The 23,350-nt window shown below is 58.9% G+C and carries 19 protein-coding genes; 17 read left to right on the forward strand and 2 right to left on the reverse strand.

Annotated features, from left to right (window positions below):
* Positions 1-42 precede the first annotated feature (42 nt).
* From smc to rpsU, 11 genes are all read left to right on the forward strand, one after another.
* The gene (gene smc / locus SO058_RS06195) at positions 43-3,618 is read left to right on the forward strand and encodes a chromosome segregation protein SMC (protein WP_320842121.1); all 3,576 of its coding nucleotides are present in this window, start codon (positions 43-45) and stop codon (positions 3,616-3,618) included.
* A 14-nt stretch (positions 3,619-3,632) separates the two neighbouring features.
* The gene (ftsY, locus tag SO058_RS06200) at positions 3,633-4,559 is read left to right on the forward strand and encodes a signal recognition particle-docking protein FtsY (protein ID WP_320842122.1); all 927 of its coding nucleotides are present in this window, start codon (positions 3,633-3,635) and stop codon (positions 4,557-4,559) included.
* A complete protein-coding gene (rph, locus tag SO058_RS06205; protein WP_320842123.1) occupies positions 4,560-5,285 on the forward strand; it encodes a ribonuclease PH in 726 nt (241 codons plus the stop codon).
* Positions 5,282-5,935, forward strand: a complete 654-nt coding sequence (gene rdgB / locus SO058_RS06210) for an RdgB/HAM1 family non-canonical purine NTP pyrophosphatase (RefSeq protein ID WP_320842124.1) — start codon at positions 5,282-5,284, stop codon at positions 5,933-5,935. The genes rph and rdgB overlap by 4 nt, the downstream gene beginning before the upstream one ends.
* A 14-nt stretch (positions 5,936-5,949) precedes the next feature.
* Positions 5,950-6,249, forward strand: coding sequence for a YhbY family RNA-binding protein (locus tag SO058_RS06215; protein ID WP_320842125.1), 300 nt, complete (start codon positions 5,950-5,952; stop codon positions 6,247-6,249).
* Positions 6,246-6,839: a nicotinate (nicotinamide) nucleotide adenylyltransferase gene (gene nadD / locus SO058_RS06220; protein ID WP_320842126.1), complete on the forward strand. Its 594-nt coding sequence runs from the start codon at positions 6,246-6,248 to the stop codon at positions 6,837-6,839. The genes SO058_RS06215 and nadD overlap by 4 nt, the downstream gene beginning before the upstream one ends.
* 34 nt (positions 6,840-6,873) lie before the next feature.
* Positions 6,874-7,455 carry a bis(5'-nucleosyl)-tetraphosphatase (symmetrical) YqeK gene (gene yqeK, locus SO058_RS06225; protein ID WP_320842127.1) on the forward strand — a complete coding sequence of 194 codons (582 nt, stop codon included), beginning with the start codon at positions 6,874-6,876 and terminating at the stop codon, positions 7,453-7,455.
* Positions 7,456-7,480: 25 nt separating this feature from the next.
* Entirely contained in the window at positions 7,481-9,076 is a 1,596-nt protein-coding gene (locus SO058_RS06230) for an LCP family protein (RefSeq protein WP_320842128.1), read from the forward strand.
* Between the two features lie 27 nt (positions 9,077-9,103).
* On the forward strand, positions 9,104-9,469 hold the full coding sequence (rsfS, locus tag SO058_RS06235) for a ribosome silencing factor (protein WP_320842129.1): 366 nt from the start codon (positions 9,104-9,106) through the stop codon (positions 9,467-9,469).
* 87 nt (positions 9,470-9,556) lie between these two features.
* The gene (leuS, locus tag SO058_RS06240; RefSeq protein ID WP_320842130.1) at positions 9,557-11,959 is read left to right on the forward strand and encodes a leucine--tRNA ligase; all 2,403 of its coding nucleotides are present in this window, start codon (positions 9,557-9,559) and stop codon (positions 11,957-11,959) included.
* 123 nt (positions 11,960-12,082) lie between these two features.
* Positions 12,083-12,265, forward strand: coding sequence for a 30S ribosomal protein S21 (gene rpsU, locus SO058_RS06245; RefSeq protein ID WP_283674899.1), 183 nt, complete (start codon positions 12,083-12,085; stop codon positions 12,263-12,265).
* 302 nt (positions 12,266-12,567) lie between these two features.
* Here the strand turns inward: rpsU and SO058_RS06250 are convergent, their stop codons facing one another.
* On the reverse strand, positions 12,568-13,968 hold the full coding sequence (locus SO058_RS06250; protein WP_320842131.1) for a spore germination protein: 1,401 nt from the start codon (positions 13,966-13,968) through the stop codon (positions 12,568-12,570).
* 151 nt (positions 13,969-14,119) lie between these two features.
* On the opposite strand from SO058_RS06250, the gene SO058_RS06255 reads away from it, so the two are divergent.
* The 6 genes from SO058_RS06255 (at position 14,120) to SO058_RS06280 (ending at position 22,313) form a co-directional block, all read left to right on the forward strand.
* Positions 14,120-16,114 (forward strand): DNA gyrase/topoisomerase IV subunit B, encoded by a 1,995-nt coding sequence (locus SO058_RS06255; RefSeq protein WP_320842132.1) that lies wholly within the window; start codon positions 14,120-14,122, stop codon positions 16,112-16,114.
* A gap of 21 nt (positions 16,115-16,135) precedes the next feature.
* Entirely contained in the window at positions 16,136-18,343 is a 2,208-nt protein-coding gene (locus SO058_RS06260; protein ID WP_320842133.1) for a DNA topoisomerase (ATP-hydrolyzing) subunit A, read from the forward strand.
* 161 nt (positions 18,344-18,504) lie between these two features.
* Positions 18,505-19,173: a FadR/GntR family transcriptional regulator gene (locus SO058_RS06265; RefSeq protein WP_320842134.1), complete on the forward strand. Its 669-nt coding sequence runs from the start codon at positions 18,505-18,507 to the stop codon at positions 19,171-19,173.
* A gap of 36 nt (positions 19,174-19,209) precedes the next feature.
* Positions 19,210-20,457: an enolase C-terminal domain-like protein gene (locus SO058_RS06270; protein WP_320842135.1), complete on the forward strand. Its 1,248-nt coding sequence runs from the start codon at positions 19,210-19,212 to the stop codon at positions 20,455-20,457.
* 36 nt (positions 20,458-20,493) lie between these two features.
* Positions 20,494-21,543 carry an alcohol dehydrogenase catalytic domain-containing protein gene (locus SO058_RS06275; RefSeq protein WP_320842136.1) on the forward strand — a complete coding sequence of 350 codons (1,050 nt, stop codon included), beginning with the start codon at positions 20,494-20,496 and terminating at the stop codon, positions 21,541-21,543.
* 2 nt (positions 21,544-21,545) lie between these two features.
* Complete coding sequence (locus SO058_RS06280; protein ID WP_320842137.1) at positions 21,546-22,313, forward strand: SDR family oxidoreductase; 768 nt, start codon at positions 21,546-21,548, stop codon at positions 22,311-22,313.
* 29 nt (positions 22,314-22,342) lie between these two features.
* On the opposite strand, the gene cysK is transcribed toward SO058_RS06280, so the two are convergent.
* The gene (gene cysK / locus SO058_RS06285; RefSeq protein WP_320842138.1) at positions 22,343-23,272 is read right to left on the reverse strand and encodes a cysteine synthase A; all 930 of its coding nucleotides are present in this window, start codon (positions 23,270-23,272) and stop codon (positions 22,343-22,345) included.
* Positions 23,273-23,350 lie beyond the last annotated feature (78 nt).

Raw genomic sequence — 23,350 nt, forward strand, 5'->3', positions numbered from 1 at the left:
AAAGTGGTAAACTGTACCCAACAGTATAAGCAGAGGTGCCGTATGGTATTAAAGAGCCTGATCTTGCAGGGCTTCAAGTCCTTTCCAGATAAAACTGAAATCCAATTCCTCGGCGGCCTGACCGCCATCGTCGGCCCGAACGGTTCTGGCAAATCCAACATTTCGGACGCCATCCGCTGGGTGCTCGGCGAACAGTCCTCGCGCAGCCTTCGCGGCGCCAAGATGGAAGATGTCATCTTTGGCGGAACGGCAAAGCGCGGACCGGTCGGCTTTGCCGAGGTTTCGCTCATTCTGGATAATTCCGAGGGCGCGTTCCGCTCTGCCTATACCGATATTATGGTCACCCGCCGGTACTACCGTTCCGGCGAAAGCGAGTATTATATCAACCGCGTCCACTGCCGCTTAAAGGATATCCATGAGTTGTTTATGGATACCGGCCTCGGACGCGACGGCTATTCCATCATCGGCCAAGGTCGTATCGACGAAATCCTGTCGCTCAAAAGCGAGGATCGCCGCGAGATCTTCGAGGAGGCCGCGGGCATCACCAAATTCCGGTACCGCAAGGAGGAGGCCGAGCGTAAGCTCACCGCCACCGAGGACAACCTGACCCGCATCCGCGACCTATACGCCGAGCTGGAACGGCAGGTTGGGCCGCTTGCAAAGCAGGCGGAGAAAGCAAGGGAATACCTCCTTTTGCGCGACGAGCTGCGCGTGCTGGAGATATCGCTTTGGCTGTTGGGACTGCAAAAGCTCAAAGAGGACGAGGAAAAAACGGAAAACGATGCCGCCGTATGCGCGCAGCAACTGGACGAGGCGCGCGCCGCGCAGGACGGCCTTTACGCGCGTTCCGAGCAGCTTGCCGGCGACATGCGTGAGATCGACCGAGAGGCAGACCGCCTGCGGCAGCAGCTCCGCGAGACCGAGCAGCGCGTCGCCGAACAGGCGAGCCGCGCGGCGGTGCTGCGAGCCAATATCCAGAACAACCGGGACAATATCGAGCGCGCGCGGCACGAAAGTACGCAGCGCGCCGAACAGGCGCAGTCGCTCGGCGCACAGCTCGCGGCGCGCGAAAGCCGCATCGAGCTGCTCGGCGCGCAGCTCGAGGGTCTGCTGGCCAAGCAGGAGGCGGGCAAGCAGGAGGCGGAGAAAGCCGGGGAGAGCCGTGCCGGGGCCGAACAGGCGCTTCGCGAGGCGCAAGCCGAACGGAAGGACAGGCAGGATGCGCTGCACCGTCTCGCGCTCGACCGCACCGCGGCAGAGACCGGGCTTCAAAGCTGTGATGGCCGGCACGATACCATCGCGGCCGATATTTCGGCGGCAGAGACCCGGCTTGCCGCCGAAAAACAGGCGCACGCCGCGCTGGAGGAACAAATGCGCGCGTGCCTCGACACCTTGGCGGGCGCGAAAAACAAGGCGCAGGGTGTGGCGCTCAAGGCGGATAGCCGCCGTAAAAAGGTCGAAGCGCTGTCAAATGAACTGGCGCGCGCCACCGCCGCGCTGACCGACGCGAAAAACCGCGTCAAAATGCTGTCCGACATGCAGAAGGATTACGAGGGCTTTTCGCGCTCGGTCAAAACCATTATGCAGCGGGCGGAGAGCGGCGCGCAAAAGGGCGTACACGGACCGGTGTCGTCGCTTTTGGATGTACCGGAGCAGTTCGTCACCGCTATCGACACCGCGCTCGGCGCCTCCGCGTCCAGCATCGTGGTCGATACGGCGGCTTCCGGCAAGGCGTGCATTGAATACTTAAAACGGGCGGACGGCGGCCGCGCCACCTTTCTGCCTATAGATATTATCAAGCCCCAACAGCTGCGGGAAACCGGGCTGGAAAACCGCCCGGGCTGTTTCGGCACGGCGGACAGGCTCGTATCATGCGGCAGCCAATATACCGCTATCGTGCAGAACCTGCTCGCGCGCACCGTCATTGCAGAGAGCATGGACGCGGCGCTCGCGCTTGCAAAGGCGTACGGGCACCGCTTCCGCATCGTCACGCTGGACGGACAGATCCTGCAAGCCGGCGGCGCGATGACGGGCGGTTCAGCCTCGCGCGGCACAGGCGCGCTCGCGCGCGCCGGCAAGCTTAAGGCCATGCGGGAGCAGGTTTCTGAGCTGGAACAAAAACAACAGCAGGCTGAACGCGACTGCCTTGCCGCCAAGGAAGAGCTGGCCGCGCTCGATTACGATTTAAAGGCCATTGAAGCCGAGCGCGCCCGCGCCGAACAGGATGAAGCGGGGCTGCGCGCGTCGGTTTCGCAGCACGGAGCGCTGCTCGAGAGCCTGACCGTCCAGTTTGACGGCCTGACGCTTGAGCGGGACAACCTTTCCGCAGCCAAACAGCAATATTTGGATACCATCGCGGCCTGCAAGGCGCGGCAAACGGAAGCACAGGCTGCACTCGACGCGGCGGACGAGCGGGTCGGCGCGTGCCAGAATAAGCTTGAAGAGCTGGCCGTTGTGCTCAATGAAACGATGCGGCTTGAGGCCGCGCTGCAGACTGAGATCGCGGAAAACCGTTCAGAGGCCGCGAGCGAAGCACGCGCGCGGGACGATCTGGAACGCCTCAAAAAGGAGCTGGACGCGGGCGTGACCGGGACCGATGAGGCCATCGCGGGCTTTGAAGCGGAGATCGGACGGCTTGAGGCTGAATTGGCACACGCCGAATCCTCCAAAGAGGATACGGGCGCGGTTTCGACGAAGCTCAGCGAGCAGCTTGCCGCGCAGGTGAACCAGCGCGAGCGCGTCGAGGGTGAGCGCGCCGCGGTCGACCGGCAGGCGCAGGGCAAGACCGAGGAGATCCTGAACCTTGAGCGCGAGGCCGCACGGCTGGAAAATAAGGCCGCACAGCTGAAAAATGAGCAAACGCAGATTTTGGATAAAATGTGGGAAAGCTATGAGTTGACCCCCACGCCTGCTGCCGAAGCCGCCAAGGAGCTGCCCGACGTGCCCGCGGCGCGCGAGAAAGCGCAGAACCTGCGCGCGCGCATGAAAACGCTCGGCAATGTCAATTTGGACGCGGTCGATGAATATAAAGAGGCACTGGAACGCTACACGTTCCTCGGCGGGCAGAAAGACGATCTTGAAAAGGCACAGAAAGAGCTGTATAAGGTCATCGAACAGCTCACGCAGAACATGAAAGAGATATTTGCTTCTGAATTTGCCAAGCTCAACGCCTATTTCGGTGAGACGTTTCGCGAGATATTCGGCGGTGGCCACGCGGAACTGCAGCTTGCCGATACGTCGGACATTCTGAATTGCGGCATCGACATCCGCGTTTCGCCTCCAGGCAAAGCGGTCAAGACGCTGACGCTGCTTTCCGGCGGTGAGAAAGCGTTTGTGGCGATCGCGCTGTATTTTGCCATTTTGAAACTCAGGCCAACGCCGTTTTGCGTGCTCGACGAGATCGAGGCCGCGCTGGACGATGTCAACGTGGTGCGGTACGCGCAGTATATCCGGCGGCTGGCCGACAAAACGCAGTTCATCGTCATCACGCACCGCCGCGGCACGATGGAGGAGGCCGATATGCTCTATGGCGTGACTATGCAGGAGCAGGGCGTTTCCAAGCTGCTGATGCTCAACCTTGCCGAGGCGGAAAAACGGTTGGGCAGCACGATTCGATAAGTAGGAGATACGCAATGGGATTATTTGATAAAATAAAAAAAGGCCTCGCCAAGACGAGCGACGCGGTCACGCGCTCGCTCGACCAGGTGTTCGCGGGCTTCGTCACGATCGACGACGACCTGCTCGAAGAGCTGGAAGAGGCGCTCATCCTGTCCGATGTCGGCGCGGTGAGCGCGGCGGGGATCGTCGCGGAGGTGGAAAAACGCGCCAAGCTGCAAAATGTGACCACCGCGCTCGAGCTGCGCTATGTGCTCAAGGATACGTTGCTCGACACCATGCTGGAAAATCAGCCGCTGGATGTTTCGGGCAGCCCCGCGGTCGTACTGGTCATCGGCGTCAACGGCGTCGGCAAAACGACCTCGATCGGCAAGCTGGCCGCGCGGTACGTGCAGGAGGGCAAGCGGGTCATGCTGGCGGCAGCGGATACGTTCCGCGCGGCGGCGGCCGACCAGCTGGAGATCTGGGCGGAACGCGCGGGCGCGGATATCGTGCGCCACGGCGAGGGGGCGGACCCCGCCGCCGTCGTGTTCGATGCGATCGCCGCCGCTAAGGCGCGGAAATGCGATATTATCATCATCGACACGGCGGGACGACTGCATAATAAGCAGAACCTGATGAATGAGCTTGCCAAGATCGACCGGGTGATTGCTCGTGAGCTGCCGGACGCATCGCGCGAAACACTGCTCGTGCTGGACGCAACCACTGGGCAGAATGCCGTGCATCAGGCGGAAGAGTTCAACAAGGTGGCAAAGCTCACCGGCATCGTGCTGACCAAGCTGGACGGCACGGCCAAGGGCGGCATCGTCATCGCGATTTCCGGCGGGCTGGGCGTCCCGGTCAAGTTAGTCGGCGTGGGCGAGGGGATCGACGATCTGGTCGATTTTGACCGCTCTGCGTTCCTGGAGGCCGTGCTGCCTCCGCTTGAAGGAGGCATTTCATAAATGGAAAGACCTGATGGTAGAAAGCCCGGCGCGATGCGCCCGGTGAAAATCACGCCCCACTATACGATGCACGCCGAAGGCTCGGTACTGGCCGAGATGGGGAATACCAAAGTGATTTGCACGGCGAGCGTCGACGAAAAGGTGCCGCCGTTTCTGGAGGGCAAGGGGCTCGGCTGGGTGACCGCCGAATATTCCATGCTGCCCCGCGCGACGAATACGCGCAAAAAGCGCGATATTAAAAATTTGAAGCTGGACGGGCGTTCGAGCGAGATCCAGCGGCTGATCGGGCGGTCCTTACGCGCTGTGGTCGACCGCGCGGCGCTCGGAGAACGGCAGATCATTATTGACTGCGATGTGATTCAGGCGGACGGCGGCACGCGCTGCGCGTCCATCACGGGCGGTTTTGTGGCGCTGTGGCTGGCATGCAAAAAGCTGCTGGACGAGGGCGTGATTGAAAAAATGCCGCTTTCGGCACAGGTCGCGGCGGTTTCTGTCGGCATTTTCGAGGATGAGGCGGTGCTCGACCTCAACTATGCGGAGGACAGCCACGCCATTGTCGACTGTAACGTTGTAATGACCTCGAAAGGCGAGTTTATCGAGGTGCAGGGCACGGGCGAAGGCCGTCCGTTCTCTGATGGTGAACTGAAAACGTTGCTGTCGCTCGGTAAACGGGGCGTGGCCCGTCTGTGCAGGGCGCAGGCTAAAATCACGGGGGACATTGTATGACCAGATTTGTGCTCGCGTCCCACAATGCGAAAAAGCTGCGCGAGATGGAAGCGATCCTCGGAGAGCTTGGAACCGCGGTCGAGATTTTGCCGGAAGGCGCACCCGAAGCCGCGGAGACCGGGACGACGTTTGAGGAAAACGCGCTCATCAAGGCGCGGTCAGCTATGCTGTTCACCGGCCTGCCCGCCATCGCGGACGACTCCGGCCTGTGCGTCGACGCGCTCGGCGGCGCTCCCGGCGTTTATTCCGCGCGCTACGGTTCGGCAGAATACTTTGATTACGCAGAAAAGCACGGCCTGCGGGTAGGTCTTGAGCCGCTCGCACCGGGCGCATCCGACGAAGATCGCACCCTGCGCCTGCTGCGCAACATGGCGCTTGTGCCGGACGGTGAGCGCCAAGCCCGCTTTGTCAGCGCCATCTGCTGCATCTGGCCGGGCGAAGAACAGAACGCGGTCATCGTGCGCGGGGAATGCGGGGGCGAGATCACGCGCCGCATGCAGGGCGCGGGCGGCTTTGGCTACGACCCTGTTTTCTATGTCCCTGAGCATGGCTGCACGTTCGGCGAGCTGCCGGCTGCGGTCAAAAACCAGATATCCCACCGCGCCCGTGCGCTGCAAAAGCTGAAAGCGGCGCTTGAGAAACGAATTTGAGGAGAAATAAATTTATGCTGACAACCAAACAACGCGCCCAGCTCCGTGGCATGGCCAATACGCTGCCCGACACGCTGATCATCGGCAAGGAGGGCGTGACCGAGGCGGTCGAGCGCCAGCTCGAAGAACTGCTGGACAGCCATGAGCTGGTCAAGGGCAAGGTGCTCGAAAGCGCGATGCTCACGCCGCGCACGGTATCCGAGGCGCTCTGCGAGGCTTCGGGCGCAGACCCGGTGCAGTGCATCGGCGCGAAATTTGTGCTCTACCGACCCGCGCGTGAAAAGGACAAGCGCAAGATCGTACTCGTCAAATGAAGACGGGCGTTTTAGGCGGCACGTTCAACCCGCCGCATCTGGGGCATCTGACCGCCGCGCGCAACGCCAAAAACGCGCTCGCGCTGGATAAGGTGCTGTTTATCCCGACCAACATCCCGCCGCACAAGGAACTGCCCGAGGACACCGCGACGGCAGCCGACCGCTGTGAAATGGTGCGGCTTTTGACAAAGGACGAGCCGTGGGCCGTGCTGTCGACCATAGAGGTCGACCGCGGCGGCGCGAGCTATACGGTCGATACGCTGCGCGCGCTGCAAAACGCGGGCGAAACCGACCTGACCCTGATCGTGGGAACCGACATGCTGCTGTCGTTCGACCGCGTCTGGCGTGCGCCGGACGAGATCGCGCGGTTGGCCTCGCTTGCGGTATGCGCCCGCGAGCAGGACGACTGGGACGCGCTGCGCCGAAAGGCGGACGCGCTCCGGCGGACACTTCATGCCAAAATCGAACTGGTGCGGGGCGGCGTTTTCCCGGTTTCGTCGACCGAGCTGCGCCAGGGCGGCGAGCTGCGCAGGCTGACAGCCCCCGCGGTCGCTGATTACATCGAGCAAAAACACCTATATGGGTTTTAGACAACGATGAAAAGACAGAAAGGCGGTCCTGGTTATGTTGTGTAATGACGAAATGCGGAAAGGTATCCTCTCGCGGCTGCACGGCTATCGGTTTGAGCATACGCTCGGCTGTGAGCGCGCGGCAAAGTTTTTGGCCGGGCGGTATGGCGGCGATGCGGAAAAGTGTGCGTTTGCGGCGGTTTTGCATGATATGACTAAGCAACTTTCTAAAGAAGAACAGTTGAATTTATGTGAGAAATACGGTATAATACCGTGTAACGTTGAAAAAAACGAGCCCAAAATGCTGCATGGAAAAACCGCGGCCGCGCTCGCGCTGGACGAATACGGCGCGCCGCAGGACGTGGCTGACGCCATCGCCTGCCATACGACGGGTAAAGCTAAAATGACCCTGCTCGATAAAATATTGTATCTTGCCGATTATATTGAGGACACGCGTGATTTCCCGGGCGTTGAGAAAGCGCGGGAACTGGCCGAACAGGATATCGACCGCGCGCTTCTATACTGCTTTGACCAGACGCTGATTGAGCTGATCGGGCGGGGCAAGCTGATCCACAGCGATACCATTGCCGCGTATAACGACCTGGTGGGGCAGGGCGTGTGCTGGCGGGACGCATGACCGAAACTACTGGAGGCAGAAATCTTTGAAACTGTTTGGAGGCGGCGGAGGCCGCAGGAAAGCAAACCGCGCCCCGTCGCGCGCGCAGCAGAGCGCGCCAAAAGCGGCGGCGTCCGGCGGTTCCCATAAGGCTACCGCGCCAAAACCCGCCGGCGGGAAAGGCGGAAAGGTCAAAAAGCCGCTGACAAAGAGGCAAAAGCGTAAGCGCATCATCATTGGAGCGGTCATCGCGGCAGTACTGTGCGCAGGAATTGCAACGGCCGCGTGGGTCTTTATCCGTCCGCCCGAGTTCAAAAACGACCCGACGATCCATGATACGGAAAACGGCGACGCGGTCGATATCAACGGCCTGCTCAATTCCGGGCAGCGCGTGGACGATGTGTTTACGTTTGTCGTCGGCGCGGTGGATGAGGACCAGACCCGCACGGACGCGCTCATGGTCGCTACGATGAACACCAAGAAAAAGACGATCAACGTCATGAATATCCCGCGCGATACGATGTGCAACAACGGATATTCGGGTGCGTCGCGCAAGATCAACGCCGCTTATGGCATGAAAAAGGGCGGTGATATCGAGCGCACCAAAAAGGAAATTGAGCGTTTAATGGGCTTCCAGCCTGATAAATACGTCATCGTCAACTTTGATGGTATCGCGGCGATCGTCGACGCGATCGGCGGCGTGGATTATGAGATCCCATTCCGCATGCAGTACGACGATCCCAGCCAGAACCTGCATATCGACCTCTATGCGGGAAACCAGCATCTGACCGGCAAGCAGACGGTCGAGTTTCTGCGCTGGCGCCACAACAACGATTTTTCGATGCAGTATCCCAACGGTGACGAGGGACGCGTTGAAAATCAGCAGAAGTTCTTAAAACACCTCGCAAGCGAGGTATTCCAGCTCAAAAACGTGCCGAAGATCCCTAAAATCGCGGACGCGGTGTTCCAGAATGTCAAGACCGATTTTACGGCCGGCCAGATCCTCTGGATGGGCATGCAGGCCATGCAGATCAAGAACGACAACCTGCAATTCTTCACCCTGCCCGGCTACGGCGCGATGAGCTACGCTGGCGGCGATCCATACCAATATTCGTTCTTCTTCCCGTATTACAACGAGACGCTCGAACTGGTCAACCAGTATTTCAATCCATTTGCGACCCCGATCGAGACGCTGGATATGGTGGATGGGCCTGAGGGTGGCTCCGGCGGCGGTGGCGGCGGCTCCTCTTCGCCGTCGAACGACGACAATTATATCTGGGGCGACAGCTCGTCCGGCAACAGCACGGGCGGAGAAGACCCGGAGGGAGGCACGGACGGCGAGCCATCCGGCGGCGGTACAACGGGCGGGGAACCGTCCGGCGGCGGCACAACGGGTGGAGATACGACGGGCGGCGGCACCTCTGGCGGTGATACTTCCGGGGGCGATACCTCTGGCGGAGATACGACGGGTGGCGGTAATGCAGGCGGAGACACCTCCGGCGGCACAACCGGCGGAGATACAACGGGCGGCGGCACGTCTGGCGGAGACACTTCCGGCGGCACTTCGGGCGGGGAACCGTCCGGCGGCGGCGCCTCCGGTGGGGACACTTCCGGCGGCGGTTCGATCGATCCGGAAGCATAAACGATAAAAATAAAAGGAGTGCATGAATTGACTGCACAACAAACAGTAAAAGCGATCTGCGAAGCGCTGCTCGAGAAAAAAGGCAAAGACCTGCAGGTTCTGCATATCGAACAGCTCACCACGCTGACTGAATATTTCGTCATCTGCTCGGCGACCTCGACCACCCAGGTCAAGGCGCTGGCGGACAACGTCGAGTGGCGGCTGAAATACGATTACGAGACCGTGCCGCACCATATCGAGGGCTATGAATCCAACCAGTGGATCTTGGTGGATTACGGCTGCGTGCTGGTGCACGTCTTCCTGCCCGAGGCGCGCCAGTTCTACAATCTGGAGAACCTGTGGAAGGACGGCACGGCCGTACCGCTTGATGAGATCGGCGTGAAAGACGAATAAGCAAAACAATTGCGGCGGGCGCAGGAAATGGTGCCCGCCGCGTTCCCGCGTTTTTTAACAGAATCCAAACTTTAGGGGGAAACACCGTTGAAGTACGATCATAAGCAAATCGAGAAGAAATGGCAGGACGCTTGGGACGGCGCGCACTGCTTCGAGGCGTCGGACGACAAAAGCAAAGAGAAATTTTATGCGCTGGTCGAGTTCCCGTATCCGTCCGGACAGGGACTGCACGTGGGACATCCGCGCTCTTATACCGCGCTTGACATTGTTGCGCGGAAAAAGCGTATGCAGGGCTATAATGTGCTTTATCCGATGGGCTGGGATGCGTTTGGCCTGCCGACAGAAAATTTTGCAATTAAGAACCATATCCATCCGGCGGTCGTGACCAAGAACAATATCGCGCGGTTTAAGTCCCAGCTCAAGGCGCTTGGCCTGTCGTTCGATTGGTCGCGCGAGATCAATACGACCGACCCGGACTATTATAAGTGGACCCAGTGGATCTTCCTCCAGCTCTTTAAAAAGGGCTTGGCGTACAAGAAAGAAATGAATGTCAACTGGTGCACCTCGTGTAAGTGCGTGCTGGCAAACGAGGAAGTCGTAAACGGCGTATGCGAGCGCTGCGGAAGCGAGGTCGTCCACAAGAACAAGAGCCAGTGGATGCTTAAAATTACCGAGTACGCCCAGCGGCTTTTGGACGATCTGGACGACGTGGACTACATCGAGCGCGTCAAGACGCAGCAGCGCAACTGGATCGGCCGTTCGACGGGCGCTGAGGTCGATTTTGCGACCACTGAGGGCGATAAGCTGACCGTGTACACCACCCGCCCGGACACGCTGTTCGGCGCGACCTACATGGTTATTTCGCCCGAGCATCCGGCGGTTGAAACATGGGCTGCCAAGCTTAAAAATATTGACGCGGTGCGTGCCTACCGCGAAGAGGCCGCGCGCAAATCGGACTTCGAGCGTACCGAGCTGAACAAGGACAAGACCGGCGTCAAGCTGGACGGCGTTTCGGCCATCAACCCGGTAAACGGTAAGCAGATCCCGATTTTCGTGTCAGACTATGTGCTGATGGGCTACGGCACGGGCGCGATCATGGCCGTGCCCGCGCACGACGAGCGCGACTGGGATTTCGCCAAGGCGTTCGGCCTGCCGATTATCGAGGTCATCGCGGGCGGCGATGTGCAGAGCGCCGCATTCACCGATGTGGAGACCGGCACGCTTGTCAATTCCGATTTCCTCAACGGCCTTTCGGTCGCGGAGGCGAAAAAGAAAATCATTGCGTTTTTGACCGAAAAGGGTCTTGGCCATGAAAAGGTCAATTTTAAGCTGCGCGACTGGGTGTTCTCCCGCCAGCGCTATTGGGGCGAGCCTATCCCGCTGGTGTACTGTGAGAAGTGCGGCTGGGTGCCCGTGCCCGAGGACCAGCTTCCTTTGACGCTGCCCGACGTGGAATCCTACGAGCCGACCGAGAATGGGGAGTCTCCGCTCGCCAAGATGACGGACTGGGTGAACACCACCTGTCCGCACTGCGGCGGCCCGGCCAAACGCGAAACCGACACCATGCCCCAGTGGGCCGGTTCATCCTGGTACTTCCTGCGCTATATGGATCCGCATAACGATAAGGCGCTCGCCTCCAAGGAAGCGCTCGAATACTGGTCGCCTGTTGACTGGTATAACGGCGGCATGGAGCACACCACGCTCCATCTGCTCTATTCCCGTTTTTGGCACAAGTTCCTATATGACATCGGCGTGGTACCTACTAAGGAACCGTACGCCAAGCGTACCAGCCACGGCATGATCTTGGGTGAGAACGGCGAAAAAATGTCCAAGTCCCGCGGCAACGTCGTCAATCCAGACGATATTGTAGCGGAGTACGGCGCGGATACGATGCGCCTCTATGAAATGTTTATCGGCGATTTTGAAAAGGCCGCGCCGTGGAGCCCTAAATCGATCAAGGGCTGCCGCCGCTTTTTGGAGCGTGTTTGGGCGCTTGCCGAAAAGGTGCAGCCGGGAGAGGCGTACTCGGCGCAGCATGAGGTGCTGATGAACCGCACGATCAAAAAGGTCGGTGAGGACGCGGACAACCTCAAGGCCAACACCGCGATCGCGGCGCTTATGACCATGCTCAACGAGTTTTACGATAAGGGCGTCAATATGGTGGAGTATGAGGCCTTTCTGGCGCTGCTGAATCCCTTTGCGCCGCATATTACCGAGGAACTGTGGCAGCAGATCGCCGGCGAGGGGCTGCTGTCCGTCTCACCGTGGCCGGTGTACGACGAGAAAAAGACCGAGGAAGACACGGTGGAGATCGCGGTGCAGGTGGGCGGAAAGCTAAAGGCAACCATCAAGCTGCCGCGGGATTGTGACAAACAGGCGGCGATCGACGCGGCACTCGCGGAAGAAAAAGTGCAGCGCGCGATCGAGGGCAAGGAAATGGTCAAGCAGATCGTCGTGCCGAATAAGATCGTCAATCTGGTTGTCCGGTAAACTTTCCTGTTGACAGGGACGGTAAAAACAGATATAATATTCTTACGGTTTTATGCGCGGTATATCCCGCAGAAACTGTGCAAAGTGTTTCCCTCTGGGAAACGCGCGGAGGGAGGGAAAACTGTGTCGGAAGTCCGCATTAAGGAAAACGAGTCTATTGACAGCGCGCTGCGCCGCTTCAAGCGTTCGTGCGCAAAAGCGGGTACGCTTTCCGAGCTCCGCAAGCGCGAGCATTATGAAAGCCCGAGCGTAAAGCGTCGTAAGAAGTCTGAGGCTGCACGCGCCAAGAAGAAAAAGTTCAAATAAGAACCGAAAACGGCTGGGTGAAAACCCGGCCGTTTTTTTATGCAGTAAAACGTTAACAGTTCTTTCAAAAATTCTACAAACTTTGGACATAGGATTCGGGTATTCTATTACCAGAGCAACGGAAAAGACGATCGCAAACAAGATCGGCTCTATATGAAAATCTGCTCCGGTCCTGTGGGACGGAATACCGCGCAGGCTCCCGGGCAGTCCAATAACAAAGGCGCAGGGCGTTTCCGCTCCGCCTTTTGCATAAAAAACACGCGCATAGGGAAGTGCACATCCCTTGCGCGTGTTTTTGCGTGTTACCGTTGGTTTTTGATGCTGGGACGGAACAGCTTCTTTTTGAGCAGCTTGCCGTCAAAGGGCACGAGCGGATAGAGGTAGCTGTGGCCGGAAAAGGTCTTGCAGGAAAGCACGATGACGAGGATGAGCACAAGCCCTCCGATAAAGCCCCAAAGGTTAAGCGATGCGGTGAGGACGAGCAGGCCGATGCGCATGAATTTGATGGCGTAGCCGAGCTCGAACGAGGGCTGGTTGAAGCCCCCGAGCGCGACGAACGCCATATACAGCATAGCCTCCGCGGAAAACCAGCCGGACTGCACGGCGAAATCGCCGACCACAATGCCCGCGATGACCGACAGCGAGGTGGTCAGCATGGAGGGCGTGTTGAGCGTGGCGAGCTTGAGTCCGTCGATGCCCAGCTCCAAAATGAGAAGCTGCCAGATGAGCGGCACCGCCGGGGCTTCACTGGGCAGTAGGAAGCGTAAGCCGTCCGGCAGCCACGCGGGATTCTGGTTTAAAAGCAGCCAGACAGGCGTGATGAGCAGCATCAGGATGAGTACGAGCATGCGCGTCAGCCGCAGGTAGGAGCCGGTCAGCGGCGGGAAATAGTAATCGTTGGCTTCCTCCAAAATATCGAAGATCGAGGTGGGCAGCGTCATGGCGGCGGGGGAGTTGTCGACCAGCAGCACTACGTCGCCCTCCAGCACCTGCGCGGCGGCGGCGTCCGGACGCTCGGTGTATTTGAAGCGCGGAAAGGGGTTATACCATTTATGCGGCAGCAGGATCTCGGCCAGGCTTTCACTGTTCATGGTCAGCGCGTCGACCCGTGCGTTTTGCAGCTTGCCGCGCAGTTTGGAAAGCAGCGTTTCATCCGCGCGGTCGGCCAGATAGCAGAGGACGATGTCGGTTTGGCTGGCCGTGCCGATCTGGAAAGCCTCCATGCGCAGATGCGGCGAACGGATGCGGCGGCGGATAAGCGCGCAGTTCAGCACCATAGTTTCGACGAAGCCGTCGTGCGAACCGCGGAACACCTTGTCTTTTTCCGGCTCGGCCGTGTCGCGCTGCGGATAGGTGCGGATATCGAGCAGCAGGAACTGGGAGAACCCCTCGATGAGCAGCGCGGTCTGGCCGGAGAGTATGGCGGTTACGGCTTTATCCAGATCAGGCTCGAGCGCGGCTTCACAGTAAGGGACCGCGCGGGCCAGAAATTTTTCTTCGCTCTCGAAGCAGGGGTCGTCTTCTTTGAGCGAATAGAGGAACTCCATGATTTTCTCAAACAGCTCGTCTTTCACGAAGCCGTCGATCAGCGTAAAAACTGCGCGCCGTCCGCCGAAGAAAACCGGCCGATCGAGCACATCAAAACTCTTGCCGACGTAAAGCGCGTCCCGCAGGGAACGCGACCGGGAATCAAAATCCTGCATACGCATACCGTCCTTTCTCTAGAAACACACGTAGTTTGTGTGAAAAATGGCAGATTATACACGAAAAACTGTGGTTCAAATTTGACGAAACGCAAAATATAGTGTAAAATAAACTAGGTTATTATTTGGAAAAACAGGAGTGCAAACAGGCATGAGCAAGGCAAAACAGCAATACGGCAACGATAGCATATCCTCGCTCAAGGGAGCCGACCGCGTGCGCAAGCGTCCGGGCGTCATCTTTGGCTCGGATGGCCTCGAGGGCTGCGAACACGCGGTATTTGAAATATTATCCAACTCGATTGACGAAGCCCGCGAGGGCTTCGGCAGTGAGATCACCGTCACCCGCTATGAGGACGGCTCGATCGAGGTCGCGGACCATGGCCGTGGCATCCCGGTCGAGTGGAACGAAAGCGAACAGCGGTACAACTGGGAGCTTGTTTTCTGCGAATTGTATGCGGGCGGCAAATATCAGAACGACACCGGCGAAAACTATGAGTTTTCGCTCGGCCTGAACGGGCTCGGCACCTGCGCGACGCAGTATTCCTCCGAATACATGGACGTAACCGTCGTGCGCGACGGGTTTGAATACTCGCTGCATTTTGAAAAGGGCGAAAACAAGACCGGGAACAAAGAGGGCTTTCTCAAAAAGGAGACCGCGAGCAAAAAGACGGGCACGACCATTCGATGGAAGCCCGATCTGGAGGTCTTCACCGATATCCGCATCCCAGTCGCGTATTACCTCGATACGCTGAAACGGCAGGCCGTGGTAAACAACAAGCTCAAATTCATCCTGCGCGACCAGCAAGGCGGCAAATTTGAAAGCACGGAGTTCCTTTATCAAAACGGCATCGTCGACTATGTGCAGGAGCTCGCGGGCGAGACGCCGCTTACCTCGGTGCAGTTTTTAGAGGGCGAAAAGCGCGGGCGCGACCGCGCGGATAAGCCGGAATACAAGGTGCGGCTCTCCTGCGCGTTCTGCTTTTCCTCCAGCGTGTCGCAGATCGAGTATTACCACAATTCATCCTGGCTTGAGCATGGCGGCGCGCCGGACAAAGCGGTGCGCTCGGCTTTTGTTTCGGCGATCGACAGCTATATTAAGCAGATCGGCAAATACAACAAGAACGAGAGTAAAATTGCGTTTCAGGACGTTTGGGACAGCCTGGTGCTGGTGACCAACTGCTTTTCCACGCAGACCTCCTACGAAAACCAGACCAAAAAGGCGATCACCAACAAATTCATCCAGGAAGCGATGACCGAGTTTCTCAAGCAGGGGCTCGAAATCTACTTTATTGAAAACAAGGCCGAGGCCGACCGGATCGCCGAGCAGATCCTCATTAATAAACGCAGCCGCGAGCAGGCGGAAAAGGCGCGCCTGAACATTAAGAAGAAGCTATCCGGCAATCTGGATGTGGCCAACCGCGTCGCGAAGTTTGTCGACTGCCGCACCAAGGACGTTTCCCGCCGCGAGGTCTACATCGTGGAGGGCGATTCGGCGCTCGGCTCGGTCAAACAGGGGCGGGACAGCGAATTCCAAGCCATCATGCCGGTGCGCGGCAAGATTTTGAACTGCCTCAAAGCCCCCTATGACAAGATTTTCAAAAACGATATTATTACAGATTTACTGAAAGTGCTCGGCTGTGGTGTCGAGGTGCGGGGCAAGGCGTCCAAGGAACTGTCCGCGTTCGACTTGGACAGCCTGCGCTGGAACAAGGTCATCATCTGCACCGATGCCGACGTCGACGGCTTCCAGATCCGCACGCTGATTTTGACCATGCTCTACCGCCTGACGCCCACGCTGATCGAAAAAGGCTTTGTTTATATTGCAGAATCGCCGCTTTACGAGATCGAATACAAGGGCAAGAGTTATTTCGCGTTCGATGAGAGCGAAAAGGCGGCTATCCTCAAAAAATTTGAGGGAAAAAAGCTGCTCATCCAGCGTTCCAAGGGGCTGGGCGAAAACGAGGCCGAGATGATGTGGGAAACCACGATGAATCCGGAAACGCGCCGTCTGATCCGCGTGCAGCCCGAGGAGGCCAAGGCGACGAGCGACATGTTCGACCTGCTGCTGGGCGACAACCTCGCCGGGCGCAAGGAGTATATCGCGGAAAACGGCTACTTGTATCTGGATCTTGCGGACATTTCCTAAATGAAAGTGTGAAACAATTTCATGGCTAAAAAACCGGAAAAACCAACCTATAAGGAACATCCGTCGACCGACCAGCGGATTACCGACACGCTGCGCGAAAACTATATGCCGTATGCGATGAGCGTCATCGTCTCCCGTGCGATCCCGGAGATCGACGGCTTTAAGCCCTCACATCGAAAGCTTTTGTACACGATGTATAAAAAAGGCCTGCTCAACGGCAACCGCACCAAATCGGCCAACATCGTGGGCGAGACCATGAAGCTCAATCCGCATGGCGACGGCGCGATCTATGAGACCATGGTGCGCCTGACGCGCGGCAACGAAGCGCTGTTGACGCCGTTCGTCGATTCCAAGGGTAACTTTGGCAAGGTGTATTCGCGCGACATGGCCTATGCCGCCTCGCGCTATACGGAGGCCAAGCTCGATTCGATCTGCACCGAGCTGTTTCGCGATATCGACTGCGATGCGGTCGATTTTGTTGACAACTACGACGGCACGATGAAAGAGCCCGCGCTTTTGCCGACGACCTTTCCCAACATCCTTGTTTCAGCCAACACGGGAATTGCGGTCGGCATGGCGTCAAACTTCTGCGGCTTTAATATGGGCGAGGTCTGCCGCACGACCATTGCCTGCATCAAGGACCCGAACCATGATATCCTGTCCACGATGCCCGCGCCCGACTTTACGACCGGCGGCGAGCTGATTTACGATGAAAACGAGATGCGCGCCATCTATGAAACGGGGCGCGGTTCATTCAAAGTACGCGCCCGGTGGGCCTATCAGAAGAGAGAAAACCTGATTGAGGTCACCGAGATCCCCTATACGACGACGATCGAGGCCATTATCGACAAGGTTGCCGAACTGGTCAAGGCGGGCAAGATCCGCGAGATTTCCGATATCCGCGACGAGACCGACCTGTCCGGCCTGAAAATCGCGATCGATCTGAAGCGCGGCACCGATCCTGACAAGCTGATGGCCAAATTGATGAAGATGACGCCGCTGATGGACAGCTTCGCCTGCAACTTCAACGTGCTTATCGGCGGCCTGCCGCGCGTGCTGGGCGTTCGCGAACTGATCGACGAATGGACGGCTTGGCGCGCCGACTGCGTGCGCCGCCGCGTGTTCTTTGATTTGGGCAAGAAGAAAGACAAACTGCATCTGCTGCACGGCCTGCAAAAGATTCTGCTCGATATCGACCGGGCGATCCAGATCATCCGAGACACCGAGGAGGATGCCGAGGTCATCCCCAACCTGATGATTGGTTTCGGGATCGACCAAATCCAGGCGGAGTATATCGCGGATATCCGCCTGCGCAACATCAACAAGGAATATATCCTAAAGCGCACGCAGGAGACCGCGGAGCTGGAAACCGAGATTCGGAAGCTGGAGGAGATCGTCAATAGCCAGGCAAAGATCCGGGGGATCATTGTTAAGGAGCTGGAGCAGATCATCAAGAAATATCCGAGCGAGCGCCGCACCGAGATCGTGACCGCTGAGCAGGTCGAGGTGTTTGACGAAACGGAGCATATCGAGGATTATCCCGTGCTTGTGTTCTTAACACGCGAGGGCTATTTTAAGAAGATCACGCCGCAGTCATTCCGTATGGGCAGTGAGCACAAGTTCAAGGATGGGGATGAGCTTATCTGGCAGGCGGAGACGACCAACAAGGCCGAGATCATTCTCTTCACCAACATGCAGCAGGCTTATAAAGCCCGCTTGTACGATTTCGATGATTGCAAGGCCTCGGTGCTGGGCGATTACCTTGCGAGCAAGCTCGGCATGGATGAGGGCGAAGCGCCGGTGTGCGCCATTCTGCCGGGAGACTATAAGGGAACGATGGTCGTTGTGTTTCAGAACGGCAAGGCCGCGCATTTTTCACTTGAGAGCTTTGAAACCAAGACCAACCGCCGCCGCTTGACGGGTGCCTATTCGGACAAATCGCCCGCCGTAGCATTTTTCTACCCGGTGGACGAGAATACCGAGCTGACCATGTTTTCGACCGCAGGCCGTGCGCTGACGTTCCGTGCTGGCATGCTGGACGTCAAGGCAAGCCGCTCGACGCAGGGCGTGCAGACCATGGTGCTGCGCGGCAAACACACCATTACGCGCGCGGTGCGCATGGAGGAAGCCGGCCTCGCCGACAACGGGCGTTACCGCTGCCGCAGCATTCCGTCGATCGGCGCGCTGCTGACCGATGAAGACCTGCCAGACAAACAGCTGACGCTATGATGAAAAAGACCGCTCTTCGGAGCGGCTTTTTTGTATATACCGGGGGAAAAGCGAGATGTGGATTTGTGCAAAACAGAGAAACGCGAAACATCGTCTTGACACGCGCAAACGGGGTGCTATAATCAAAATATAACTTGTCAGACAAGTTGGGAGGGGACGCAATGAAGCCCGAGCGGATGAATGTGACCGAAAGCGTGGTGCGCTATCTGACCGAGCACATCCAAAACGGGGATTGGCCGGTCGGAAGCAAGATCCCGTCGGAAAACCAGCTGACCGAACAACTTGGTGTAAGCCGCGCCAGCGTGCGCGTTGCGATTCAGCAGCTCATTGGCGTAGGCGTGCTCGAGAGCGAGCACGGTAAGGGGACGTTTTTGCGGGACGACCGGGTGGAAACGCTGCTGACGGGCGCGAACCAGATCACGCCCGCGGACTGCGCGGATATTCGCGCGGTGCTGGAGTTTCGGCGCATTCTGGAGCCGGAAAGCGCAGCCCTTGCCGCCAAAAACGCGGCGGCGGAGCAGATTGCCAAGCTTCGCGAGCTGACCGTGCATCTGCCGACGCTGCTGGGGCAGAAAAGCGAATTTGTGCGGTGCGACATCGCGTTCCACGAGGCGCTTTGCCAAGCGTCGGGCAATCATCTGCTGGTCAAAAGCCTGCACGAGGTGTTCGCGCAGACCGTGCGCAACCACGTGCAGCTGACCACGCGCTTCGGCGAACAGGATGCGCTGTTTTTCCATCCGCAGATACTGGATGCGGTCGAGGCGCGCAACGCCAATCGAGCGCGGGCGCTGATGGAGGCTCACATCCTGCAAAATTACGACCGCGTTTGATTAACTTGTCTAACAAGCAAGAAAGGAAAGGGAATTATGGCAACGCTGATTCAGGACGTCCGCGTCATCTGCACCGCGCCGGAGGGCATCAATCTTGCCGTCGTGCGGGTGGATACCAACCAGCCCGGGCTGTACGGCCTCGGCTGCGCCACGTTTGCCTACCGCCATCTGGCGGTCAAGTGCATCGTGGAGGAGTATTTAAAGCCGCTGCTTCTGGGGCGCGACGCTGAGCGCATCGAGGAACTGTGGCAGCTCATGCACCAGAACGCCTATTGGAGGAACGGACCGGCGGAAAACAACGCGATCTCAGGCGTGGATATGGCGCTGTGGGACATCAAGGGCAAGCTCGCGAACATGCCGCTCTATCAGCTTTTCGGCGGCAAATGCCGCGAGGGCGTGCCGGTCTACCGCCATGCGGACGGCCGCGACGTGGAGGAGCTCTGCGAAAACATCGCTCGGTACCGGGAAATGGGCATCACGCATATCCGCTGCCAGTGCGGCGGCTATGGCGGCGGCACCTTTGGCAAAGCACCCGCGACAGCCCCGGATGGCGCGCTGGACGGCGTTTATCTGGACGCGCGGCAGTATATCCGCGACACGGTTAAGCTTTTTGACGAGGTGCGCGCCAAGATCGGCTTCGAGGTTGCGCTGTGCCACGATGTGCACGAGCGCTTGCAGCCGGTAGACGCGATGCGCCTTGCCAAAGCGCTCGAGCCATACGAGCTGTTTTTCCTCGAGGATGCGGTTTCGCTCGACCGGCTGGAATGGCTGCGCGAGCTGCGGCAGCATACGGTGACGCCGCTGGCGCAGGGCGAGCTCTTTAACAATCCCTATGAGTGGAAGCAGATCATCGCGGAACACCTGATCGACTACATCCGCGTGCATATCAGCCAGATCGGCGGCATCACGCCCGCCCGCAAGCTGACCATTTTCGCCGAGCAGTTCGGCGTGCGCACCGCGTGGCACGGGCCGGGCGATATGTCGCCGCTCGCGCACGCGGCCAATATCCATATCGATCTGGCCGCGCCCAATTTCGGCGTGCAGGAATGGTCGGGCATCGAGCCGCCGAACTTTGTCATCCAGGAGCTCAAGGGGCCGCGCGGCGCGCTTCTGGAGGTGTTCCCGGGTCTGCCCGAATACCGGGACGGCTATGTGTACGCGAACGATAAGCCGGGCTTGGGCGTCGACCTGGACGAAGCGCAGGCCGCAAAATACCCCTGTGAGAACACCGTTACCATATGGACGCAGACGCGCCGGCGCGACGGTTCGCTCCAAGCCCCTTGAAACCTATTTTGAAGAGCTATAAGGAGGAGAAACAGCATGTTGACCAGCAAGGAAGTACTTATCACAAAGCCTCATGAGTTTGAGGTGCGCGAGGTGCCGCGTCCCGAGGCCAAGGGGGATTACGATGTGCTCATCCGCATGAAAGCGGCTGGCGTTTGCGGTTCGGATATCCACAATTACCTCGGCGAAAATCCCTGCGCGTCGTATCCGCGCATCCCCGGCCATGAAAACGCCGGCGTGGTGGAAGCTGCCGGCGCCAAGGTGACCAAAGTGAAGCCCGGCGACCATGTGATCGTCGATCTGGTCGTGGCCTGCGGCGAGTGCTACCAGTGCAAACTAGGGCGCTACAACGTGTGCGAGCACGTCCGCGCGCGCGGTTCGAGCTTTGACGGCGGCTGGCGCGAGTATTTCGTCGCGCCGGAGAAAGAGGTCTACCCGATCTCGCCTGAAATACCGTGGAAAGACGCGGCGCTGGTTGAACCGTTTGCGATCGGCGGGCACTGCACGGGCCGCGGCCGCGTGGTACCCGAAGACACCGTGCTGATCCTGGGCGCAGGCACCATTGGCGCGATCATTTTGCAGACCTGCAAGGCCAAGGGCGTGAAAACCGTCATCTGCTGCGACATCAGCGATTCCTCGCTCGAGCGCGCGAAAAAATTCGGCGCGGATTATGTGATCAACACCAAGACCGAGGATCTTGTCACGCGTGTGCAGGAAATTACAGACGGCCACGGCGTGACCTGCGCGTTTGATTCGGCCTGCTTCCCGGGCTCGCTGACCAGCCTGTTTGTGGACGGCATTATGGCGAACGCGGGCCGCGTGGTTTCGCTCGGCTTCTGCACGGTGCCCGAGCAGATCTCCTCCGCTATGCTCGACCAGCGTGAGCTGGATCTGATCGGCTCCCGCATGTCGGCCTACCAGTTTGAGCCGACCATCGAGCGTTTTGAGCAGCATGCTTTCGATCTGGAGGGTGTGGCGACCAACTTCATTTTGTTCAAGGATATCGACAAGGTGTTCGACCTGATCGAGCATCCCGATCCGTCGGTCAAAAAAATGGTCATTATTTTTGATGAGGAGGACATGTAACCATGGTGCATCCGCTGTTTGATATCACGGGAAGAAAAGCGATCGTGACGGGCGGCACGCGCGGCCTGGGCCACGGCATGGCCGAAGGGCTGATGGAGGCGGGCTGTGAGGTCGTCATCATCGGTTCGAGCGACAAGGCGTTTTCCGAAGCCGAAGCATTCTCGGCGCGCGGCTTTGCGTGCCACGGCGTCAAGGCCGATCTGAGCCGGCGCGAGGAGATCTACCGCGCGTTTCAGGAGGCGGTGGAAAAGCTCGGCGGCACACTCGATATCATTGTCACCGCGCACGGTATCCAGCGCCGCCACCGCGCCGACCAGTTCCCGATGAGCGACTGGGACGACGTGATCAAGGTTAATCTGGAAAGCCAGTTTATCCTGTGCCAGGAGGCGGCGAAGATCATGGTCGCCAAGGGCTATGGCAAGATCATCACCGTGTCGTCCATGTCCTCGTTCTTCGGCGGGCAGAACGTGGTCGCGTATTCGGCGGCCAAGGGCGGCGTCGCGCAGATGACCAAATGCATGTCGAACGATCTGCTGGCCTGCGGCGTCAATGTCAACTCGATCGCGCCCGGCTATTTTGCGACCGAAATGAACGAGGCGCTGCTCGATCCAAACTGCGTGCGCTATAAAGAGATCTGCGACCGTATCCCCGCGCACCGCTGGGGCGAGCCGCAGGACATGAAGGGCGCGTGCCTGTTCCTCGCGAGCCACGCGAGCGACTATGTGAGCGGCGTCATCCTGCCGGTGGATGGCGGATACCTTGCAAAATAAAAAAAGAGCCGCTTTTGCGGCTCTTTTTCTTATTCGTCAAACAGCGGGGTGGAGAAGTAGCGCTCGGCGGTGTCGGGCAGCACGGTGACGACCGTCTTGCCCGGGCCCAGCTTTTTGGCAAGCTGGATAGCGGCGGCGACGTTGGTGCCGCTCGAAATGCCGCACATCAACCCTTCCAGCCGGGCAAGGTCGCGCGCGGTCTGGATGGCTTCGCCGTCGGATACGATGTATAGGTGATCGTAGATCTCAGTGTTGAGGTTTTTGGGGATGACGCCGTCCCCAATGCCCATCTGCAAATGGGTGCCGATCGATCCGCCCGACAGGATCGCGGCGTTTTCCGGCTCGACCGCCCAAACCTCAAGCTGCGGGTTTTGTTCTTTCAGCACTTCGCCGATGCCGCTGATTGTGCCGCCCGTGCCAAAGCCCGCGCAGAACCCGTCTACCGGGCCGCCGACCTGCTCCAAGATCTCCTGCGCCGTATGCGCGCGGTGCACCGCCGGGTTGGCCGGGTTTTCGAACTGCTGCGGCACGAACACGCGCGGGTCGGCTGCGGCCATTTCATCCGCCTTGCGCACGCACTGTTCAATACAGTCCCCAATGTTGCCCGCATCGTGCACGAGAATGACCTCGGCGCCGTAATGCCGCACCAGCTTGCGGCGTTCCTCAGAGACCGAGTCCGGCATGATGATGACGGTGCGGTAGCCCTTGACCGCGCCGCAGAGCGCAAGGCCGATGCCCTGGTTGCCGCTCGTCGGCTCGACGATGACCGTCTCAGGCCCGATGAGCCCTTTGCGCTCGGCGTCCTCGATCATATTCAGCGCAGTGCGGGTCTTGATCGAACCGCCCACGCCCAGCCCCTCGAATTTGACCAGCACTTGGGCGCCGTCCCGGGGCGCCATGCGGCTGAGCCGTACCATCGGCGTGTGGCCGACGGCCTCGAGTATGTTTGCGTAAACCATCGAAAAATCTTCCTCTCCAACATGTCTTTCACTATTATAGCATAGTTCAGTCTATATGGATAGGAGAGATTTTGTTAG

The organism is Agathobaculum sp. (assembly GCF_034098985.1).
Classification (GTDB): domain Bacteria; phylum Bacillota; class Clostridia; order Oscillospirales; family Butyricicoccaceae; genus Agathobaculum.